Origin of the sequence: Tenacibaculum sp. HL-MS23 (assembly GCF_032463465.1) — a bacterium.
Lineage (GTDB): Bacteria > Bacteroidota > Bacteroidia > Flavobacteriales > Flavobacteriaceae > Polaribacter > Polaribacter bernardetii.
The window spans coordinates 2,283,550-2,298,054 of sequence record NZ_CP135989.1 but is presented as its reverse complement, the minus strand read 5'-3'; the positions used below and the strand labels follow the sequence as shown (position 1 = coordinate 2,298,054).

12 protein-coding genes are annotated in these 14,505 nt (G+C 33.3%); 1 reads left to right on the top strand and 11 read right to left on the bottom strand.

The genetic code is table 11. The features are described from left to right. Nucleotides 1-4: 4 nt before the first annotated feature. The 11 genes from RRF68_RS10740 to RRF68_RS10690 form a co-directional block, all read right to left on the bottom strand. Nucleotides 5-733 carry a hypothetical protein gene (locus tag RRF68_RS10740; RefSeq protein WP_315944342.1) on the bottom strand — a complete coding sequence of 243 codons (729 nt, stop codon included), beginning with the start codon at nucleotides 731-733 and terminating at the stop codon, nucleotides 5-7. Beyond that, entirely contained in the window at nucleotides 730-1,317 is a 588-nt protein-coding gene (locus RRF68_RS10735) for a hypothetical protein (RefSeq protein WP_315944341.1), read from the bottom strand. The genes RRF68_RS10740 and RRF68_RS10735 overlap by 4 nt, the downstream gene beginning before the upstream one ends. A gap of 19 nt (nucleotides 1,318-1,336) precedes the next feature. Next, nucleotides 1,337-2,359, bottom strand: coding sequence for a Holliday junction branch migration DNA helicase RuvB (gene ruvB / locus RRF68_RS10730; RefSeq protein WP_218772119.1), 1,023 nt, complete (start codon nucleotides 2,357-2,359; stop codon nucleotides 1,337-1,339). 150 nt (nucleotides 2,360-2,509) lie between these two features. Beyond that, a complete protein-coding gene (locus tag RRF68_RS10725) occupies nucleotides 2,510-4,297 on the bottom strand; it encodes a cbb3-type cytochrome c oxidase subunit I (protein WP_315944340.1) in 1,788 nt (595 codons plus the stop codon). Nucleotides 4,298-4,324: 27 nt separating this feature from the next. Continuing rightward, complete coding sequence (locus RRF68_RS10720) at nucleotides 4,325-5,332, bottom strand: cytochrome c oxidase subunit II (protein WP_275315405.1); 1,008 nt, start codon at nucleotides 5,330-5,332, stop codon at nucleotides 4,325-4,327. 34 nt (nucleotides 5,333-5,366) lie between these two features. After that, nucleotides 5,367-6,929, bottom strand: coding sequence for a quinol:cytochrome C oxidoreductase (locus tag RRF68_RS10715; RefSeq protein ID WP_315944339.1), 1,563 nt, complete (start codon nucleotides 6,927-6,929; stop codon nucleotides 5,367-5,369). Nucleotides 6,930-6,951: 22 nt separating this feature from the next. Further along, entirely contained in the window at nucleotides 6,952-7,500 is a 549-nt protein-coding gene (locus RRF68_RS10710; protein WP_218772115.1) for a c-type cytochrome, read from the bottom strand. A gap of 9 nt (nucleotides 7,501-7,509) precedes the next feature. After that, nucleotides 7,510-8,037 carry a DUF3341 domain-containing protein gene (locus RRF68_RS10705; RefSeq protein ID WP_218772114.1) on the bottom strand — a complete coding sequence of 176 codons (528 nt, stop codon included), beginning with the start codon at nucleotides 8,035-8,037 and terminating at the stop codon, nucleotides 7,510-7,512. Continuing rightward, on the bottom strand, nucleotides 8,027-9,427 hold the full coding sequence (gene nrfD, locus RRF68_RS10700; protein WP_218772113.1) for an NrfD/PsrC family molybdoenzyme membrane anchor subunit: 1,401 nt from the start codon (nucleotides 9,425-9,427) through the stop codon (nucleotides 8,027-8,029). Before nrfD ends, RRF68_RS10705 begins: the two co-directional genes overlap by 11 nt. Before the next feature lie 27 nt (nucleotides 9,428-9,454). Next, the gene (locus RRF68_RS10695; RefSeq protein ID WP_315944338.1) at nucleotides 9,455-12,595 is read right to left on the bottom strand and encodes a TAT-variant-translocated molybdopterin oxidoreductase; all 3,141 of its coding nucleotides are present in this window, start codon (nucleotides 12,593-12,595) and stop codon (nucleotides 9,455-9,457) included. Between the two features lie 31 nt (nucleotides 12,596-12,626). Further along, the gene (locus tag RRF68_RS10690) at nucleotides 12,627-13,916 is read right to left on the bottom strand and encodes a cytochrome c3 family protein (protein WP_315944337.1); all 1,290 of its coding nucleotides are present in this window, start codon (nucleotides 13,914-13,916) and stop codon (nucleotides 12,627-12,629) included. Nucleotides 13,917-14,131: 215 nt separating this feature from the next. Between RRF68_RS10690 and RRF68_RS10685 the strand changes: the two genes are divergently transcribed. After that, complete coding sequence (locus RRF68_RS10685; RefSeq protein WP_315944336.1) at nucleotides 14,132-14,494, top strand: SPOR domain-containing protein; 363 nt, start codon at nucleotides 14,132-14,134, stop codon at nucleotides 14,492-14,494. Nucleotides 14,495-14,505 lie beyond the last annotated feature (11 nt).

The following is a 14,505-nucleotide window of genomic DNA, read 5'->3' as shown; positions in this document are numbered from 1 at the left end:
GAGATTAGTTGTTTGTTACTTTGTAAAACTTAATTTTCCATTTCAAGGTTTCCGAATTTTTAAGCTCTTTCCTTACTTTAATAGTATGTATTCCTTTTTTTAAGTTCGAAATATCTAAATAAGAAATGATTCCTGCTTGTTTAGTTCTAGAATGTCCATGTTGCCGCAGAAAATCTGCTGTAATTTTTTCATTATCTATATAAATATGATAATACTCTTTATAACAATTTAAAGTAAAGGCATCCATTTCTTCTCTTGCCAACTCAAATGATTTATCATCCTCTTTTTCTAAAGTACCACACAGTTGAGTTCTTACGTTTTTTTCATAACTAAAAACAGGGATAAAAATCTTTAAAACATCCGAAGTTACTTTGTCTGATTCTATTTCTGGTGTTAATAAAAACGTATTTGTTTTATTTTCGTCTTTATAAAAACTTGCATAAACCTTCGTTGTATTAAAATATTTTTGATGAGATACTAAATAAAATATATTTGTTTTTATTATTTGATTCATTGTTAAAAATAAACCTACAAAAACAAATGATAAAACTAGATATACCAACGATTTCTTCTTTTTAAAATTAGAACCGAAAATCATTGTTATTTGTAAAATTGATTTATATAATGGTCCGAAAGTTAACATTGAAACAAACTTATTTATTTTAAAAGTGATTGTTTGTATTTTCTCTTTTTCTTTATTTACTTTTAAATTAGAAATAAGTGTTATGATCATTTGCAGGAATAAGCAAAACGTAAAAAAGCCTGCAGGATTAATAAAATATATGAAGCTATATATTTTGATAAAAGGTTATATACAAACAAATAAACACTTGCAAAAAGAGACATATATGCGTACATAAACAACAATGTAAATGCTGCTGAAAAAATTACGCTACATAGCTCATCTGTTTTTTGTATTGATTCTTTTAACTTTGGTAAGACTTCTAATATTTTTTTTGTGTAAATTTTAGAATACACACTATCCTCAATACTGTAATCAGGGAAAACAGAATTCAACCCTACCAAACCTATCCAATAAGCTCGTAAAACAAAGTGTATTACAAACATTGCTGCTAACATACTTACCGCCAAAAGACCAAAAGTTACAATGAAATAAGCTATAAAATATTGATTAGGATTTAACACATCAATAAAAAAATTGGTTGCCCAACTAACAATATCAAAAAGCTTAAAAGTTCCGAAAATAGCGATAGCAGAAACCAGTAATTCAGCTTCCCAACTCTCTTCTTTTAACCTTTGTATCCATCCGTTAGATGGCTCTTTAGATATATTTTTATTAATATTTTCTTTTTCCATTTAGAAGTTTAATAATTACTTAAAATAATTCACCTTGATTCTTCCCTTTAATTCGCCCTAAATGTTGGTAAGCCAAATCGGTTACTTCTCTACCTCTTGGAGTACGCATTATAAAACCTTGTTGAATTAAAAACGGTTCATAAACTTCTTCAATGGTTTCTGTATTCTCACTAACTGCTGTTGCAATTGTACTAATTCCTACAGGGCCGCCTTTAAATTTATCAATTATAGTTACTAAAATCTTATTATCCATTTCATCCAATCCATGAGCATCTACATTCAATGCTTTTAAAGCATAAACTGCTATTTCTATAGTAATACTTCCATTACCTTTTATTTGTGCAAAATCTCTAACTCTTCGTAATAATGCATTTGCTATTCTTGGTGTTCCTCTACTTCTACCAGCAATTTCTATAGCTGCTTCCATAGAAATTGGTACGCCTAATATTTGCGAACTTCTTTGAATAATAGTAGTAAGTAATTCTGTTGAATAATAATGTAATCGACTACTGATTCCAAAACGAGCTCTCATTGGTGCTGTTAACAATCCAGATCGAGTCGTAGCTCCTACTAATGTAAACGGTTCTAAATTTATTTGAACCGTACGTGCGTTGGGTCCAGATTCAATCATAATATCGATTTTATAGTCTTCCATTGCAGAATATAAGTACTCTTCTACAATCGGACTTAATCGATGAATTTCATCTATAAATAACACATCTCGTTCATCAAGATTTGTTAACAATCCTGCCAAATCTCCTGGTTTGTCTAAAACAGGTCCTGAGGTAACTTTAATACCCACACCTAACTCATTGGCTAAAATATGTGCCAAGGTTGTTTTGCCCAATCCCGGAGGACCGTGAAACAAAGTATGATCTAAAGCTTCATCTCGTTGATTGGCTGCTTCAACAAATATTTTTAAATTATCAATTGCTTGATCTTGTCCTGAAAAGTCATCAAAAGAAAGCGGACGTAGTTTTTTTTCTACATCTAAATCGTCATTTGATAGATTCGTATTTTCAGGATTTAAGTTTTCGTTCATATAGGTACAAATATACTTGAAATATAATTTTTGCTTTGTAATAATTGTTACGCAACAACATTACCAATGCTAAGGTACATAATAGCATTTAGAATTGTAAAACAAAAAAGCCTTCCAATATTGGAAGGCTTTTTTAAATGCTTTTATTTATTAAGATGGTTCTTCTCCATCTAACAATGGTGTAGTTTGTAATACGAAATCTTTTCCGTGCACATACTCTCCAAATCTAAGATCATTTTCATCATCCCATACTTTACTATAATCATACGCCCATCTGTGAACTTCTGGAATAGCACCTGGCCAGTTTCCGTGAATATGTTCAACAGGTGTAGTCCACTCTAAAGTATTCGATTTCCAAGGATTCTGTTCTGCTTTATTACCTCTATACATTGAGATAAAGAAGTTTGCTAAAAATATTAACTGAGCAGCACCTCCTAAAAATGCCATTAAAGTCATAAATACGTTGATTTCAATTAAATCATCAAACATTGGAAAGTTTGAGTTTGTATAATAACGACGAGGTAAACCAGCTAGTCCAACAAAGTGCATCGGGAAAAATACTCCGTAAGCAGAGATAATTGTTAACCAAAAGTGCCAGTAACCTAATGTTTTATTCATCATTCTACCATACATTTTAGGGAACCAGTGATACACACCAGCAAACATTCCTAATAAAGCAGATACACCCATTACTAAGTGGAAATGCGCTACTACGAAATAAGTATCGTGTACGTTAATATCTAATGCAGAATCTCCTAAAACTAATCCTGTTAAACCACCTGTTACGAATGTAGAAACTAATCCGATAGAGAATAACATGGCTGGATTTAATTGTAAATTACCTTTCCATAATGTTGTAACATAATTAAATGCTTTTACTGCAGATGGAATTGCAATTAATACCGTTGTAAATGTAAATACAGATCCTAAGAAAGGATTCATTCCTGTAACAAACATGTGGTGCCCCCATACAATTGTTGATAAGAAAGCAATCGCGATGATTGACCCAATCATTGCACGGTATCCAAAAATTGGCTTACGAGCATTTGTTGATATTACTTCTGAAGTAAGACCTAATGCTGGTAATAAAATAATATATACTTCTGGGTGCCCTAAGAACCAAAATAAGTGTTCAAATAATACAGGTGATCCTCCTTGGTAATGTAATACTTCACCTGAGATAAAAATATCTGACAAGAAAAATGAGGTTCCGAAACTTCTATCAAAAATTAATAATAAAGCCGCAGATAACAATACTGGGAACGAAATAACACCAATAATAGCTGTAACAAAGAATGCCCACATTGTTAATGGCAATCTTGTCATTTTCATTCCTTTTGTACGTAAGTTTAAAATTGTTACGATGTAGTTTAACGATCCTATTAATGATGACGCAACGAAAATTGCCATAGATACTAACCATAATGTCATACCTGTACCTGAACCAGGAATTGCTTGTGGCAAGGCTGATAAAGGTGGATAAATTGTCCATCCAGCTGATGCAGGTCCTGCCTCAACAAATAATGAAATTATCATTATTACCGATGATAAGAAAAACAACCAGTAAGATACCATGTTTAAGAAACCAGAAGCCATATCACGTGCCCCGATTTGCAATGGAATTAATAAGTTTGAAAACGTACCACTTAAACCGGCAGTTAATACAAAGAATACCATTATTGTACCGTGAATTGTAACCAATGCTAAGTACATATCAGGATTCATAATTCCATCTGTTTGATGGTTACCTAAGAATGCTTCAATAATTGAAAATGATGTTTCTGGCCATGCAATTTGCAAACGAAATAACATAGACATAAAACCTCCTATAACACCCATAAATATACCCGTAACAAGAAATTGTTTCGAGATCATTTTATGATCTTGACTGAAGATGTATTTGGTTACAAATGTTTCTTTGTGATGATGATCTGACATAATCTATATATACTTTTAAAAAATATCTTATTTAATAACTTGAGCTAATGTTTTTTGTTCTGATAACCACTTGTTGTATTCAGCTTCTTCAACAACAGTAATTTTCATTTGCATATTGTAGTGAGATGCACCACAAATTTTATTACACAATAACAAATAATCAAATTCGTAAAGGTCTTCACCTTTTGCTTTTCTAATTTTATTAATTCCATCTGTTTTAGCAATTACCTCAGAGCTTTTACGCATCTCTTCAGTAGTAAACTTAGGTGTAAATGCAAATTGAGTAACCATACCTGGTACACAGTTCATTTGCGCTCTAAAGTGAGGCATATAAGCTGAGTGTAATACATCTTGAGAACGGAACTTAAATAAAATCTTTTTCCCTTTTGGTAAAACTAGTTCTGTTACTTTTTTATCATCCTGAGAATTTGGATCAGACATATCAACTCCCATTGAGTTAATACCTTTTATAAAGTTAACATTTCCTAAACCTAATTCATTATCTGCTCCTGCGTAACGTGCTTGCCAATCGAATTGTCTTGAATATACTTCAATTTCGATAGGGTTTTCGTCATCACCAACATACATAATATTATTCCAAGCCCATAAACCATAACCAATTAAGATTACAATTGTTACTGCAGGAATAGTAGTCCATATTAATTCTAATTTATGACTATCTGCATAAAACAATGCTTTGTTTCCTTTTTTACCTCTATACTTATATGTAAAAAAGAAAATTAAGAATTGCATTGCAAACTGAACAACACCAATTAACCAAAATGTAATGTTAAATAAGTTATCATCATGTTCTCCTTCAATAGAAGCAGACTCTGGTAACATTACTACATTCATTGCTATTAAACAATAAACCATCATTGCATAAAGGGCTACTAAAAACCCTATAGCTAATTTACCTTGTGTTTCATTGTCTTTGTCTGTAGCTATTACAGAGCGAAAATTCATTATACGAGTAATTTGCCAGAAACTAACTCCTATTGCAATTGCTATGAAAATATAAAATAAAGCGAGCATATTATCTAAACTATTTGTTTATTAATTATAATTATTAATGGTCATTACTATCTTCACCACTGTGTTCGATATTGTAGTAATGATAAGTTTCACTTTCGTGTAAGAATGGGTTTCCTTTTGCCAATGTATTTGCTTTTGCAAACGCGCTAAAGGTAGCATAAATAAATAAGCCTAAGAAGAATAAAATCCCGCTTATTTCACCAATCCCAAATCCGTATTGAGCACCAACAGTTCCTGGCATGATCATTACAAATAAGTCTAAATAATGACCTGCTAATATTACAACTCCTCCTATTGTTACAAACCAAGGAACGCTTTTAAAGTCGCTATTGATTAATAATAATATTGGAAAGATAAAGTTCATAACTACCATTGCTAAAAATGGAACTTTATATTCATTGAAACGCAATAAGAAATAAGTTGTTTCTTCTGGAATATCTGCATACCAAATTAACATAAACTGAGCAAACCATAAGTAGGTCCAGAATACTGAAAAACCAAACATATACTTCGCTAAATCATGAATATGACTATCATTTACAAAAGGTAAATGACCTTGCGCTCTTAAATATATTGTTACAAAAGCTATTACTGTTAAAGCAGATACTAAGAAAGTAGCTAAAACATACCAACCAAATAATGTAGAGAACCAGTGAGGGTCTATACCCATAATCCAATCCCAAGACATCATAGATTCTGTAATCATAAATAAGAATAAGAAAACTACAGAAATATTATAATTTCTCTTATGTAATTTTAAGTCACCATTATCTTGAGCTATAGAGCCTTTTCTAATAAAGAAACGATATACATTCCAAACAGTTAAATAAAAGATACTTCTCATTAACCAACCTGGCGTATTTAAAAACCATTTTTTTCCGTCTACAACAGAATCGTAGTTTGGACTTTGAGGGTCAAAAACACCTTCAGCCATCCAAGGGAATAAATGATTCATATGCATAAAAGTAGCGATTAAAAACACTAACATTATAGCACTTACATAGTGTAGATTTGCTGTAATAGCTTCCATTACTCTAAATAATACGATAGACCAACCTGCTTGTGCTACTCTTTGTATTGCATAAAAAGCTAATACTAATAATGTAACTCCTAAAAAGAACATTAAAGCAACAAAAAAAGCTGCCCAAGGACGGTTTTGCATTTGATGAAAAGCGTGTTCAGCATGTTCATCTTCATGGTTTTCTCCGTGTGCCTGTGTAGCATCTGTATGTTTTACAACTGCATCAGCATGCTGTTCTTTTACTTCTTCTTTATGTTCTGCATTAGTTGAATCTGCTACATGTGCAACTTCAGCACTTTCTGTATGAACAGCTATACTATCAGAAACATGATTTTCTTCCTCATGTATTTCTGTTGTAGTCTGTGCTTCTTCTTTAGCGTTTTCAACGTGAGTTGTTGCTTTATGAGAATCAGCAGTAGCATGATCTCCATGATGAGCACCGTGCTGATTTGCTAAAATTTCCTTTGCTTCTTCTAATGTTTTAGGTGCACTATAAAAACTATAAACAGTTCCTATAAGTCCTACAGCCATTAAAATAATAGCAAGCATTTTTAATTTTCCTGAAAACTTGTACATATCTTAACTATCTATTATATACTTATTTTAATTCGCTTCTTAATTTCTCTACATACTGTACAACTTGCCAACGCTCTTTGTACTGTAACTGACTTGAATGGGAACCCATTAAGTTTTTACCATACATAAGTACATGATAAATATTACCTGGAGTTAGGTCTCTATCTTTGTAGTTAGGTATACCATTAAACTTATCTCTTTGAGATAAAACTCCGTTACCATCACCTTTTTTACCATGGCATGTAGCACAATAGATTGTATACAATTCTTTACCCTTTGCCAAGTTCTTTTCAGAAGCTTCGAAAGGATTCTTTAATTCAGCTTTAGCTTTCTCGTATCCTTCATTTGTATCGGGAATATCATAAGCTACTATACCGTTTCTACTTACGGTACCTGCAACAGGCAATCTGTCTGATGTACTGTTAGAAACACCTGTATCCCCATTCGCATCGTAAGGAATAGATACATACATATCAGGCATATACTGTAATTGAGGTGTACGTTTATCTCCGCATGAAATAACACTTGTTATTACAACTAAAGCGACGATTATTTTTACAAAACTTTTCATATCTCTTTATTAGTGCTTTTCTACTATGTTAATTTCTACAGCCCCAGTTGATTCAACCAATGCTTTTAACTCGTCTTCATTACCATGAACAGGAATCTCCATTAAGAAGTGATCATCGGTAGTTCTTGGATCTGGATTTTCTGCTTCTTTAAATGGCCATATTCTACTTCTCATATAAAAAGTAATTACCATTAAGTGGGCTGCAAAAAACACTGTTAATTCAAACATAATTGGCACAAACGCTGGCATATTTGTAAACCAACTAAAGTTAGGCTTACCACCAATATCTTGTGGCCAATCTTGAATCATCATATAATTAGTCATCCAAATAGCAAAGCATAAACCTGTAATTCCGTAAAAGAATGCAGTGATTGCTAAACGCGTTGGTGCTAATCCTAATGCTTTGTCTAGTCCATGGACGGGAAAAGGACAAAATACTTCTTCGATGTGGTGATGTTCTCCTTTGATTTTCTTAACGGCATCCATTAAGATATCATCATCATTATAAAATGCGTGAATTACTTTATTAGTGCTCATTGTTCTCCTCTCTTAATTTTTTATAATTCTCTCCTGAAGATTTCAAGATTGTCTTAACTTCTGCTTGTGCTATTACTGGGAATGTTCTTGCATATAATAAGAATAATACAAAGAAAAACCCGATAGTTCCTACAAAAATACCTACATCAACAAATGTTGGCTCAAAACGCCACCATGTAGATGGTAGATGTCCTTTACTTAATACAATTGCGATAATATCAAAACGCTCAAACCACATACCAATATTAATTATGATTGAAATGATAAAAGAAAAGATAAAGCTTCTTCTTAATTTCTTAATCCATAAAAACTGTGGTAAGATAATATTACACCATAATAGTGACCAAAATGCCCACCCGTAAGGTCCTGCTTCAGCTCCAAATGATAAGTAAGTATAGTTTTCATAAGGTGATCCTGTATACCATGCGATAAAGAATTCTGTTGCATACGCTACAGCTACAATACCACCTGTTAAAAGGATTACGATATTCATATATTCAACGTGTAAACGTGTAATATAAGCTTCCATATTAGTAACCTTACGCATAATACCTAATAAGGTTTGCACCATTGCAAATCCTGAAAAGATTGCTCCAGCTACGAAGTAAGGTGGAAATATAGTAGAGTGCCATCCTGGGTTAATAGAAGTAGCAAAATCCATAGATACAATTGTGTGTACAGAAAGTACTAATGGTGTTGCTAAACCTGCTAATACTAAAGATACCTCTTCAAAACGTTGCCAGTCTTTTGCTCTACCAGACCATCCGAAAGATAATAAAGCATATATTTTTTTCTGAAAAGGCTTTACTGCTCTATCACGAATCATTGCAAAATCTGGTAATAAACCTGTCCACCAGAAAACTAATGATACAGATAAATAGGTTGATATTGCAAATACATCCCATAGTAATGGCGAGTTAAAGTTTACCCATAACGAACCAAATTGGTTTGGCATTGGTAACACCCAATATCCATTCCATGGACGTCCCATGTGGATAATTGGAAACAATCCTGCTTGAAAAACCGCAAAAATTGTCATCGCTTCTGCAGAACGGTTAATTGCCATTCTCCATTTTTGACGGAATAGTAATAGCACCGCCGAAATCAATGTTCCTGCGTGACCAATACCTACCCACCATACGAAGTTGGTAATATCCCAAGCCCATCCTATGTTTTTATTTAATCCCCACACACCGATACCTGTACCGACCGTGTAGAAAATACATCCAAATCCCCATAGCATTGCTGCCAAAGAAATATAAAATGCGATATACCAATTTTGATTTGCCTTACCTTCGATAGGTTTTGCAATGTCTTCAGTGATATCATGGTAACTTTTGTTACCCAACACTAAAGGTTCTCTATAAGATGATTCGTAATGAGACGACATAAATCTATATACTTATTAATTATATTATTAAGCTTCGTTTGTATTTCTAACTTTTACTTGGTAAACTACATTTGGTTTTGTACCAATATAATCTAACACGTGGAAAGCTCTATTATCTTCTTTTAATGCTGTTATAGCATCTTCAGAATTGTTTACATCTCCAAACACCATTGCTCCTGTAGAACAAGCTGATGAACATGCTGTTTCAAATTCGTCTTTATTTACAGCTCTACCTTCTTTTTTAGCTTTTAAGATAGTTGCTTGAGTCATTTGAATACACATAGAACATTTTTCCATAACTCCACGAGAACGAACTACTACATCTGGGTTTAACACCATTTTACCGTATTCGTTATTCATATTGAAATCGAATTCGTTGTTTTCAGCATAGTTGAACCAGTTAAAACGACGAACTCTATATGGACAGTTGTTTGCACAATACCTTGTACCAACACATCTGTTATATGCCATTTGATTTTGACCTTGACGACCATGAGATGTTGCTGCAACCGGACAAACTGTTTCACATGGTGCGTGATTACAGTGCTGACACATCATTGGTTGGAAAGCTACTTCTGGGTTTTCAGCAGAATTTTCTAAAGCGTCAAATAAATCACCTTTACTTAATTCTAAAACTCTTTCTGTATACTTTCTTTCAACGTCTTTGTTCGCTAAATTAGGGTTCTCTGCTTTGAATTCTTCAATAGTCATTGAAGCTTCATGTTGTTTATCTGCAACAGTAGAAGAATAGTAACGATCGATACGCAACCAGTGCATATCTCTACCTACACGTACTTCATCTTTACCTACAACAGGCACATTGTTTTCTGCATGACATGCTACTACACACGCCCCACAACCTGTACAAGATGTTAAATCGATAGATAGGTTAAAGTGATGACCTATTTCACGATTATGTTCATCCCATAAATCTATTTTACTAGCCGCTGTTTCTTGGTGATCATAAGAAACCATTGCTGGTTTATTCCAAGTATGTTTTGGATCTAAATTTTTGTTATTTACTTGTTGTAATGTAGCTTCCTTTAAAATATCATGACGACCCGCTAGTGTACTTTGTACCTGAGTACAAGCAAACTTATGCCATCCTGAAGTTTTCTCGATAGCAACATTGTATTGTACATTGTTACCATCTTTTAAGAAAGGATACGCGTTGATACCAACTTGCATTTCTTCTTTTAAACCTTCAGTTCTACCGTAACCTAATGCTAAACCAACTGATCCTTTTGCTTGACCTGGTTGAATCATCACAGGAACATTCTTAATTGTTACTCCATTTACTGTTACGCTAGCGTAGTTACCATTAATTGCTCCGTTATCTTTTACTGGGTTTTCAAAACCTAATTCTCTAGCATCAGTCATAGAAACGGTTAAGTAGTTATCCCATGATGCACGAGTAATAGGATCTGGTAATTCTTGTAACCAAGGGTTATTCGCTTGTTTACCATCACCTAATGCAGTTGACGAATATAAGTTTAATTCGAAACCTGAAGATGCGCTTGCTGCTTTAACTAATTCAGCTACTGAAGCAGCTATAGCTACTGAAGTTTCAAAAGCTTCTTCTTCTAACATCATTTCTGACTTAAAGAAACCATCATGTAATGCTTGATTCCATGATGCACCTGCTAAAACAGTAGTACTCCAAAATTCTTTTAAAGTATCATAATAGTTTACAGAACTACCTGACCATTTTAATAACACATCTTGTAACTGACGTGTATTAAATAACGGAGAAATAGTAGGCTGCATTAAACTATAAGTACCTGCTGTTACCGTAACATCTCCCCAACTTTCTAAGTTATGAGGTGCTGGTAATGTATATTGTGTTGCCTTAGCTGTTACATCATTCTGAGTAGCTATTGCAACAGATAGTTTTAACTTTTTAATTCCTTCTGCTAATTCAGATGCATTTGCTAATGTATATAAAGGGTTTGTGTTATAAGTAACTAAACCTTTAACCTTACCACTTTTAATATCTGCAACTAATTCAGCTACCTGAGTATCGTTACCTTGACGCGTTAAATTAACTGCTTTAGTATCGAAAATCTCACTATTTAATTTCTCATTAATTGCAAAAGCAATTAACTGAGCGTTTTTATCATTTAAACCTGTAACTACAACTCCTTTTGAACCTGCTTTCTTTAAATCGCTAGCTAGCTTTTTAATTTCTGCATCAAATTTAGTTGCTTTAGATGGAAGTGATTCTCCTGCTACAGCATTATATAAATTAACCAAAGCATATACTTGATCAGAAGGCTTTACAACCATTCTTTTATCAGCATTTGCTCCTGCTAAAGACATGTTACTTTCTATTTGAACATGGTAAGACATTTTACCAGAATCAGCTCTACGCCCATCTGCATAAGACTTTTCATATCCACCTTGCCAGTCACCAATAAAATCAGCCCCAACAGAAACAATAACCTCTGCCTTACTAAAATCATAGTTAGGCACAGCGCGCTTACCATACATTGCTTCAAAAGCATCGGCAGTTGCACTTTCTGAAATCGCATCATAAACAACGTGTTTAACGTTTGGATATGCTGCAATAAAATTAGCAATTACTTTTTCAGTAGAAGGACTCGCTAAAGTACCTGTTAATAAAACTACTGATTCGTTTGCTTCTTTTAATTGATTAAGTTTAGCTACAATTTCTTTATCGGCATCTGCCCAAGAAATTTCAGCTTCTCCTTTTTTAGGTTCTTTTAAGCGTAATTCGCTATCATATAATGATAAAACAGATGCTTGAGTACGTGCATTTGTTTCTCCTCCCGCTTGCTTATTAGGCATTACAAGAATAGGACGACCTTCGCGTGTTTTTACTAATACGTTTGCAAAATCAAAACCATCAGCAATTGTAGTTGCATACCAATCAGCAACACCTACAACGATATCATTTGGTTGCACTACATAAGGGATTGATTTTCTTACGGGACCTTCACAAGCAGCTAATGATGCAGCTGCCGTTGTAAATCCAACGTATTTTAAGAAATCTCTACGTGATGTAGATGATGTTTCTAATGTTTCTTTATCACCTAAAAACTCATCTGTAGGAATATCTTGTACAAACTCATTATTACGCAGCGTTTCAACAACAGAACTACCTTTAAGTTCTTCAACACTTTGCCAGTATTTTTTGTTTGAAGCCATTTATATACGTGTTTTTCTACTTTCTAATTGATTAATAGTGGCACTTACCACACTCTTTTCCTCCTAGTTGAGCAATTGTAACTTGATCAACACCATACTTTGCCGCTAATTCTTTATGAATTTTAGCATAATACTCATTACCCTTTAAATCAACCTTGGTTGCTTTATGACAATCTATACACCAACCCATTGTTAATGAAGAGTATTGATATACTTCTTCCATTTCCTCAACAGGACCGTGACATTTCTGACAAGCTACTCCTCCTACAGTTACGTGTTGTGAGTGATTAAAGTATGCAAAATCTGGTAAATTATGTACTCTAACCCATTTTACAGGCTTAGTGTTACCAGTATATTCTAAGTTTTCAGCATCCCAACCAGCTGCTTCGTATATCTTAGCTATCTCTTTATCTAAATCTGACTTCACTAGAGTATGATCATCCATCACCACTTTAGTATCATCTGCTACTTCAGAAATATTTTTATGACAATTCATACAAACATTTACAGACGGTATACCTGAATGCTTACTATGTTTTGCTGATGAGTGACAGTATTGACAATCTATCTTATTATCACCTGCGTGAATTTTATGAGAGAATGCTATAGGCTGTATTGGTTGATAACCTTCATCAACACCTACTTGGAACAAGGTTCCGAATAAGATATAAATCCCAATTAAAGCTCCAAATAGAACAGCTAAAACATGTAAAAAAGTATTCTTTTTAATACCTGCCCATAACTCAGCCGACTGACCAAGCATACCAGGTGTTTTAGGAGCTCCTTTTAACTCACTAATTGTTTTTAATAAATTAGCAATAATTAAGAAAGCTACAATAATAGCTGCTGCTAAAACATACAACAACCATCTTGGCGAATCTCCTTTTTCAGTACCACCAGCAGCCACTGCTACTTGACCTGGTTTAGCAATCTCACCAACAGTTGTGTAATAAAGAATATCATCGATATTCTGATCTGTTAATTGAGGAAAAGCGGTCATATTAGAACCTTTATACTCTTCAAAAATTGCAATTGCGTCTTTATCTCCAGAAGCTCTTAACGCGGCATTGTCTTTAATCCAAGACTTTAACCAATCGTTCTCTCTTCTCTCTTCAATCCCACCTAATTTAGGACCCACAAGTTTCTTGTCTAACTTGTGACATGAGGCACATAAAGACTTAAATAATTTCTTCCCTTCTTTCTGGCGAGCTTCGTCAACATCTTGAGAAAACGCTGAAAAGCTTATAAATAAAACTAAAAAGAAAGCTAAACTCTTTACGAGTTTTTGGGTTAATTTACTGTGATGTTTCACACTTTTCATACTGTTAAATATAAGTTTTGTAACTGTTTTGGCACATTTTTTTCTATAACGCTATTCTAAAAACAGCAAATAGAAAGTCAGACAAAAGTACTACTTCTCTCTAAATTGTGAAATGTTAAGAGATTGCTAATTTATAATTTATATTTATTCTAAATAACTTAAGCAGACAATCTATTAAATTGCAAGTCGTTACTTTTGTGAAAAGTTTTAATAAAATGAAAAAAAGAAGCATTATACTAAGTTTAATTTTAGGTATTATTATTGGCGTTTTTAATAGTAATGCTCAAGATAACATTACTGAAAATAAAGATATTACTGCACTAATCAATAAAAAAAGACAATACAACAAATACAACGGAACAGGTTATAGAATTCAGTTATACAACGGATTGGAAAGAAAAGCAAAAAGCTTGCGAAGCAGATTTCAGGTTGAATATCCAGGTGTTTATACTAAGTTAGTTTACAAATCTCCTGAATGGAAAGTACAAGTTGGCAACTACAAAACAAGATTAGAAGCAGACAGATCTTTAAATGAAATTAGAGAACAATTTAACGGAGCGATTGTTATTCCATTATAAATTTAAAATAG

Coding starts and splice junctions, on each gene's coding strand:
- RRF68_RS10740 (WP_315944342.1), bottom strand. CDS start 733: ATGATCATAACACTTATTTCTAATTTAAAAGTAAATAAAGAAAAAGAG.
- RRF68_RS10735 (WP_315944341.1), bottom strand. CDS start 1,317: ATGGAAAAAGAAAATATTAATAAAAATATATCTAAAGAGCCATCTAAC.
- ruvB (WP_218772119.1), bottom strand. CDS start 2,359: ATGAACGAAAACTTAAATCCTGAAAATACGAATCTATCAAATGACGAT.
- RRF68_RS10725 (WP_315944340.1), bottom strand. CDS start 4,297: ATGTCAGATCATCATCACAAAGAAACATTTGTAACCAAATACATCTTC.
- RRF68_RS10720 (WP_275315405.1), bottom strand. CDS start 5,332: ATGCTCGCTTTATTTTATATTTTCATAGCAATTGCAATAGGAGTTAGT.
- RRF68_RS10715 (WP_315944339.1), bottom strand. CDS start 6,929: ATGTACAAGTTTTCAGGAAAATTAAAAATGCTTGCTATTATTTTAATG.
- RRF68_RS10710 (WP_218772115.1), bottom strand. CDS start 7,500: ATGAAAAGTTTTGTAAAAATAATCGTCGCTTTAGTTGTAATAACAAGT.
- RRF68_RS10705 (WP_218772114.1), bottom strand. CDS start 8,037: ATGAGCACTAATAAAGTAATTCACGCATTTTATAATGATGATGATATC.
- nrfD (WP_218772113.1), bottom strand. CDS start 9,427: ATGTCGTCTCATTACGAATCATCTTATAGAGAACCTTTAGTGTTGGGT.
- RRF68_RS10695 (WP_315944338.1), bottom strand. CDS start 12,595: ATGGCTTCAAACAAAAAATACTGGCAAAGTGTTGAAGAACTTAAAGGT.
- RRF68_RS10690 (WP_315944337.1), bottom strand. CDS start 13,916: ATGAAAAGTGTGAAACATCACAGTAAATTAACCCAAAAACTCGTAAAG.
- RRF68_RS10685 (WP_315944336.1), top strand. CDS start 14,132: ATGAAAAAAAGAAGCATTATACTAAGTTTAATTTTAGGTATTATTATT.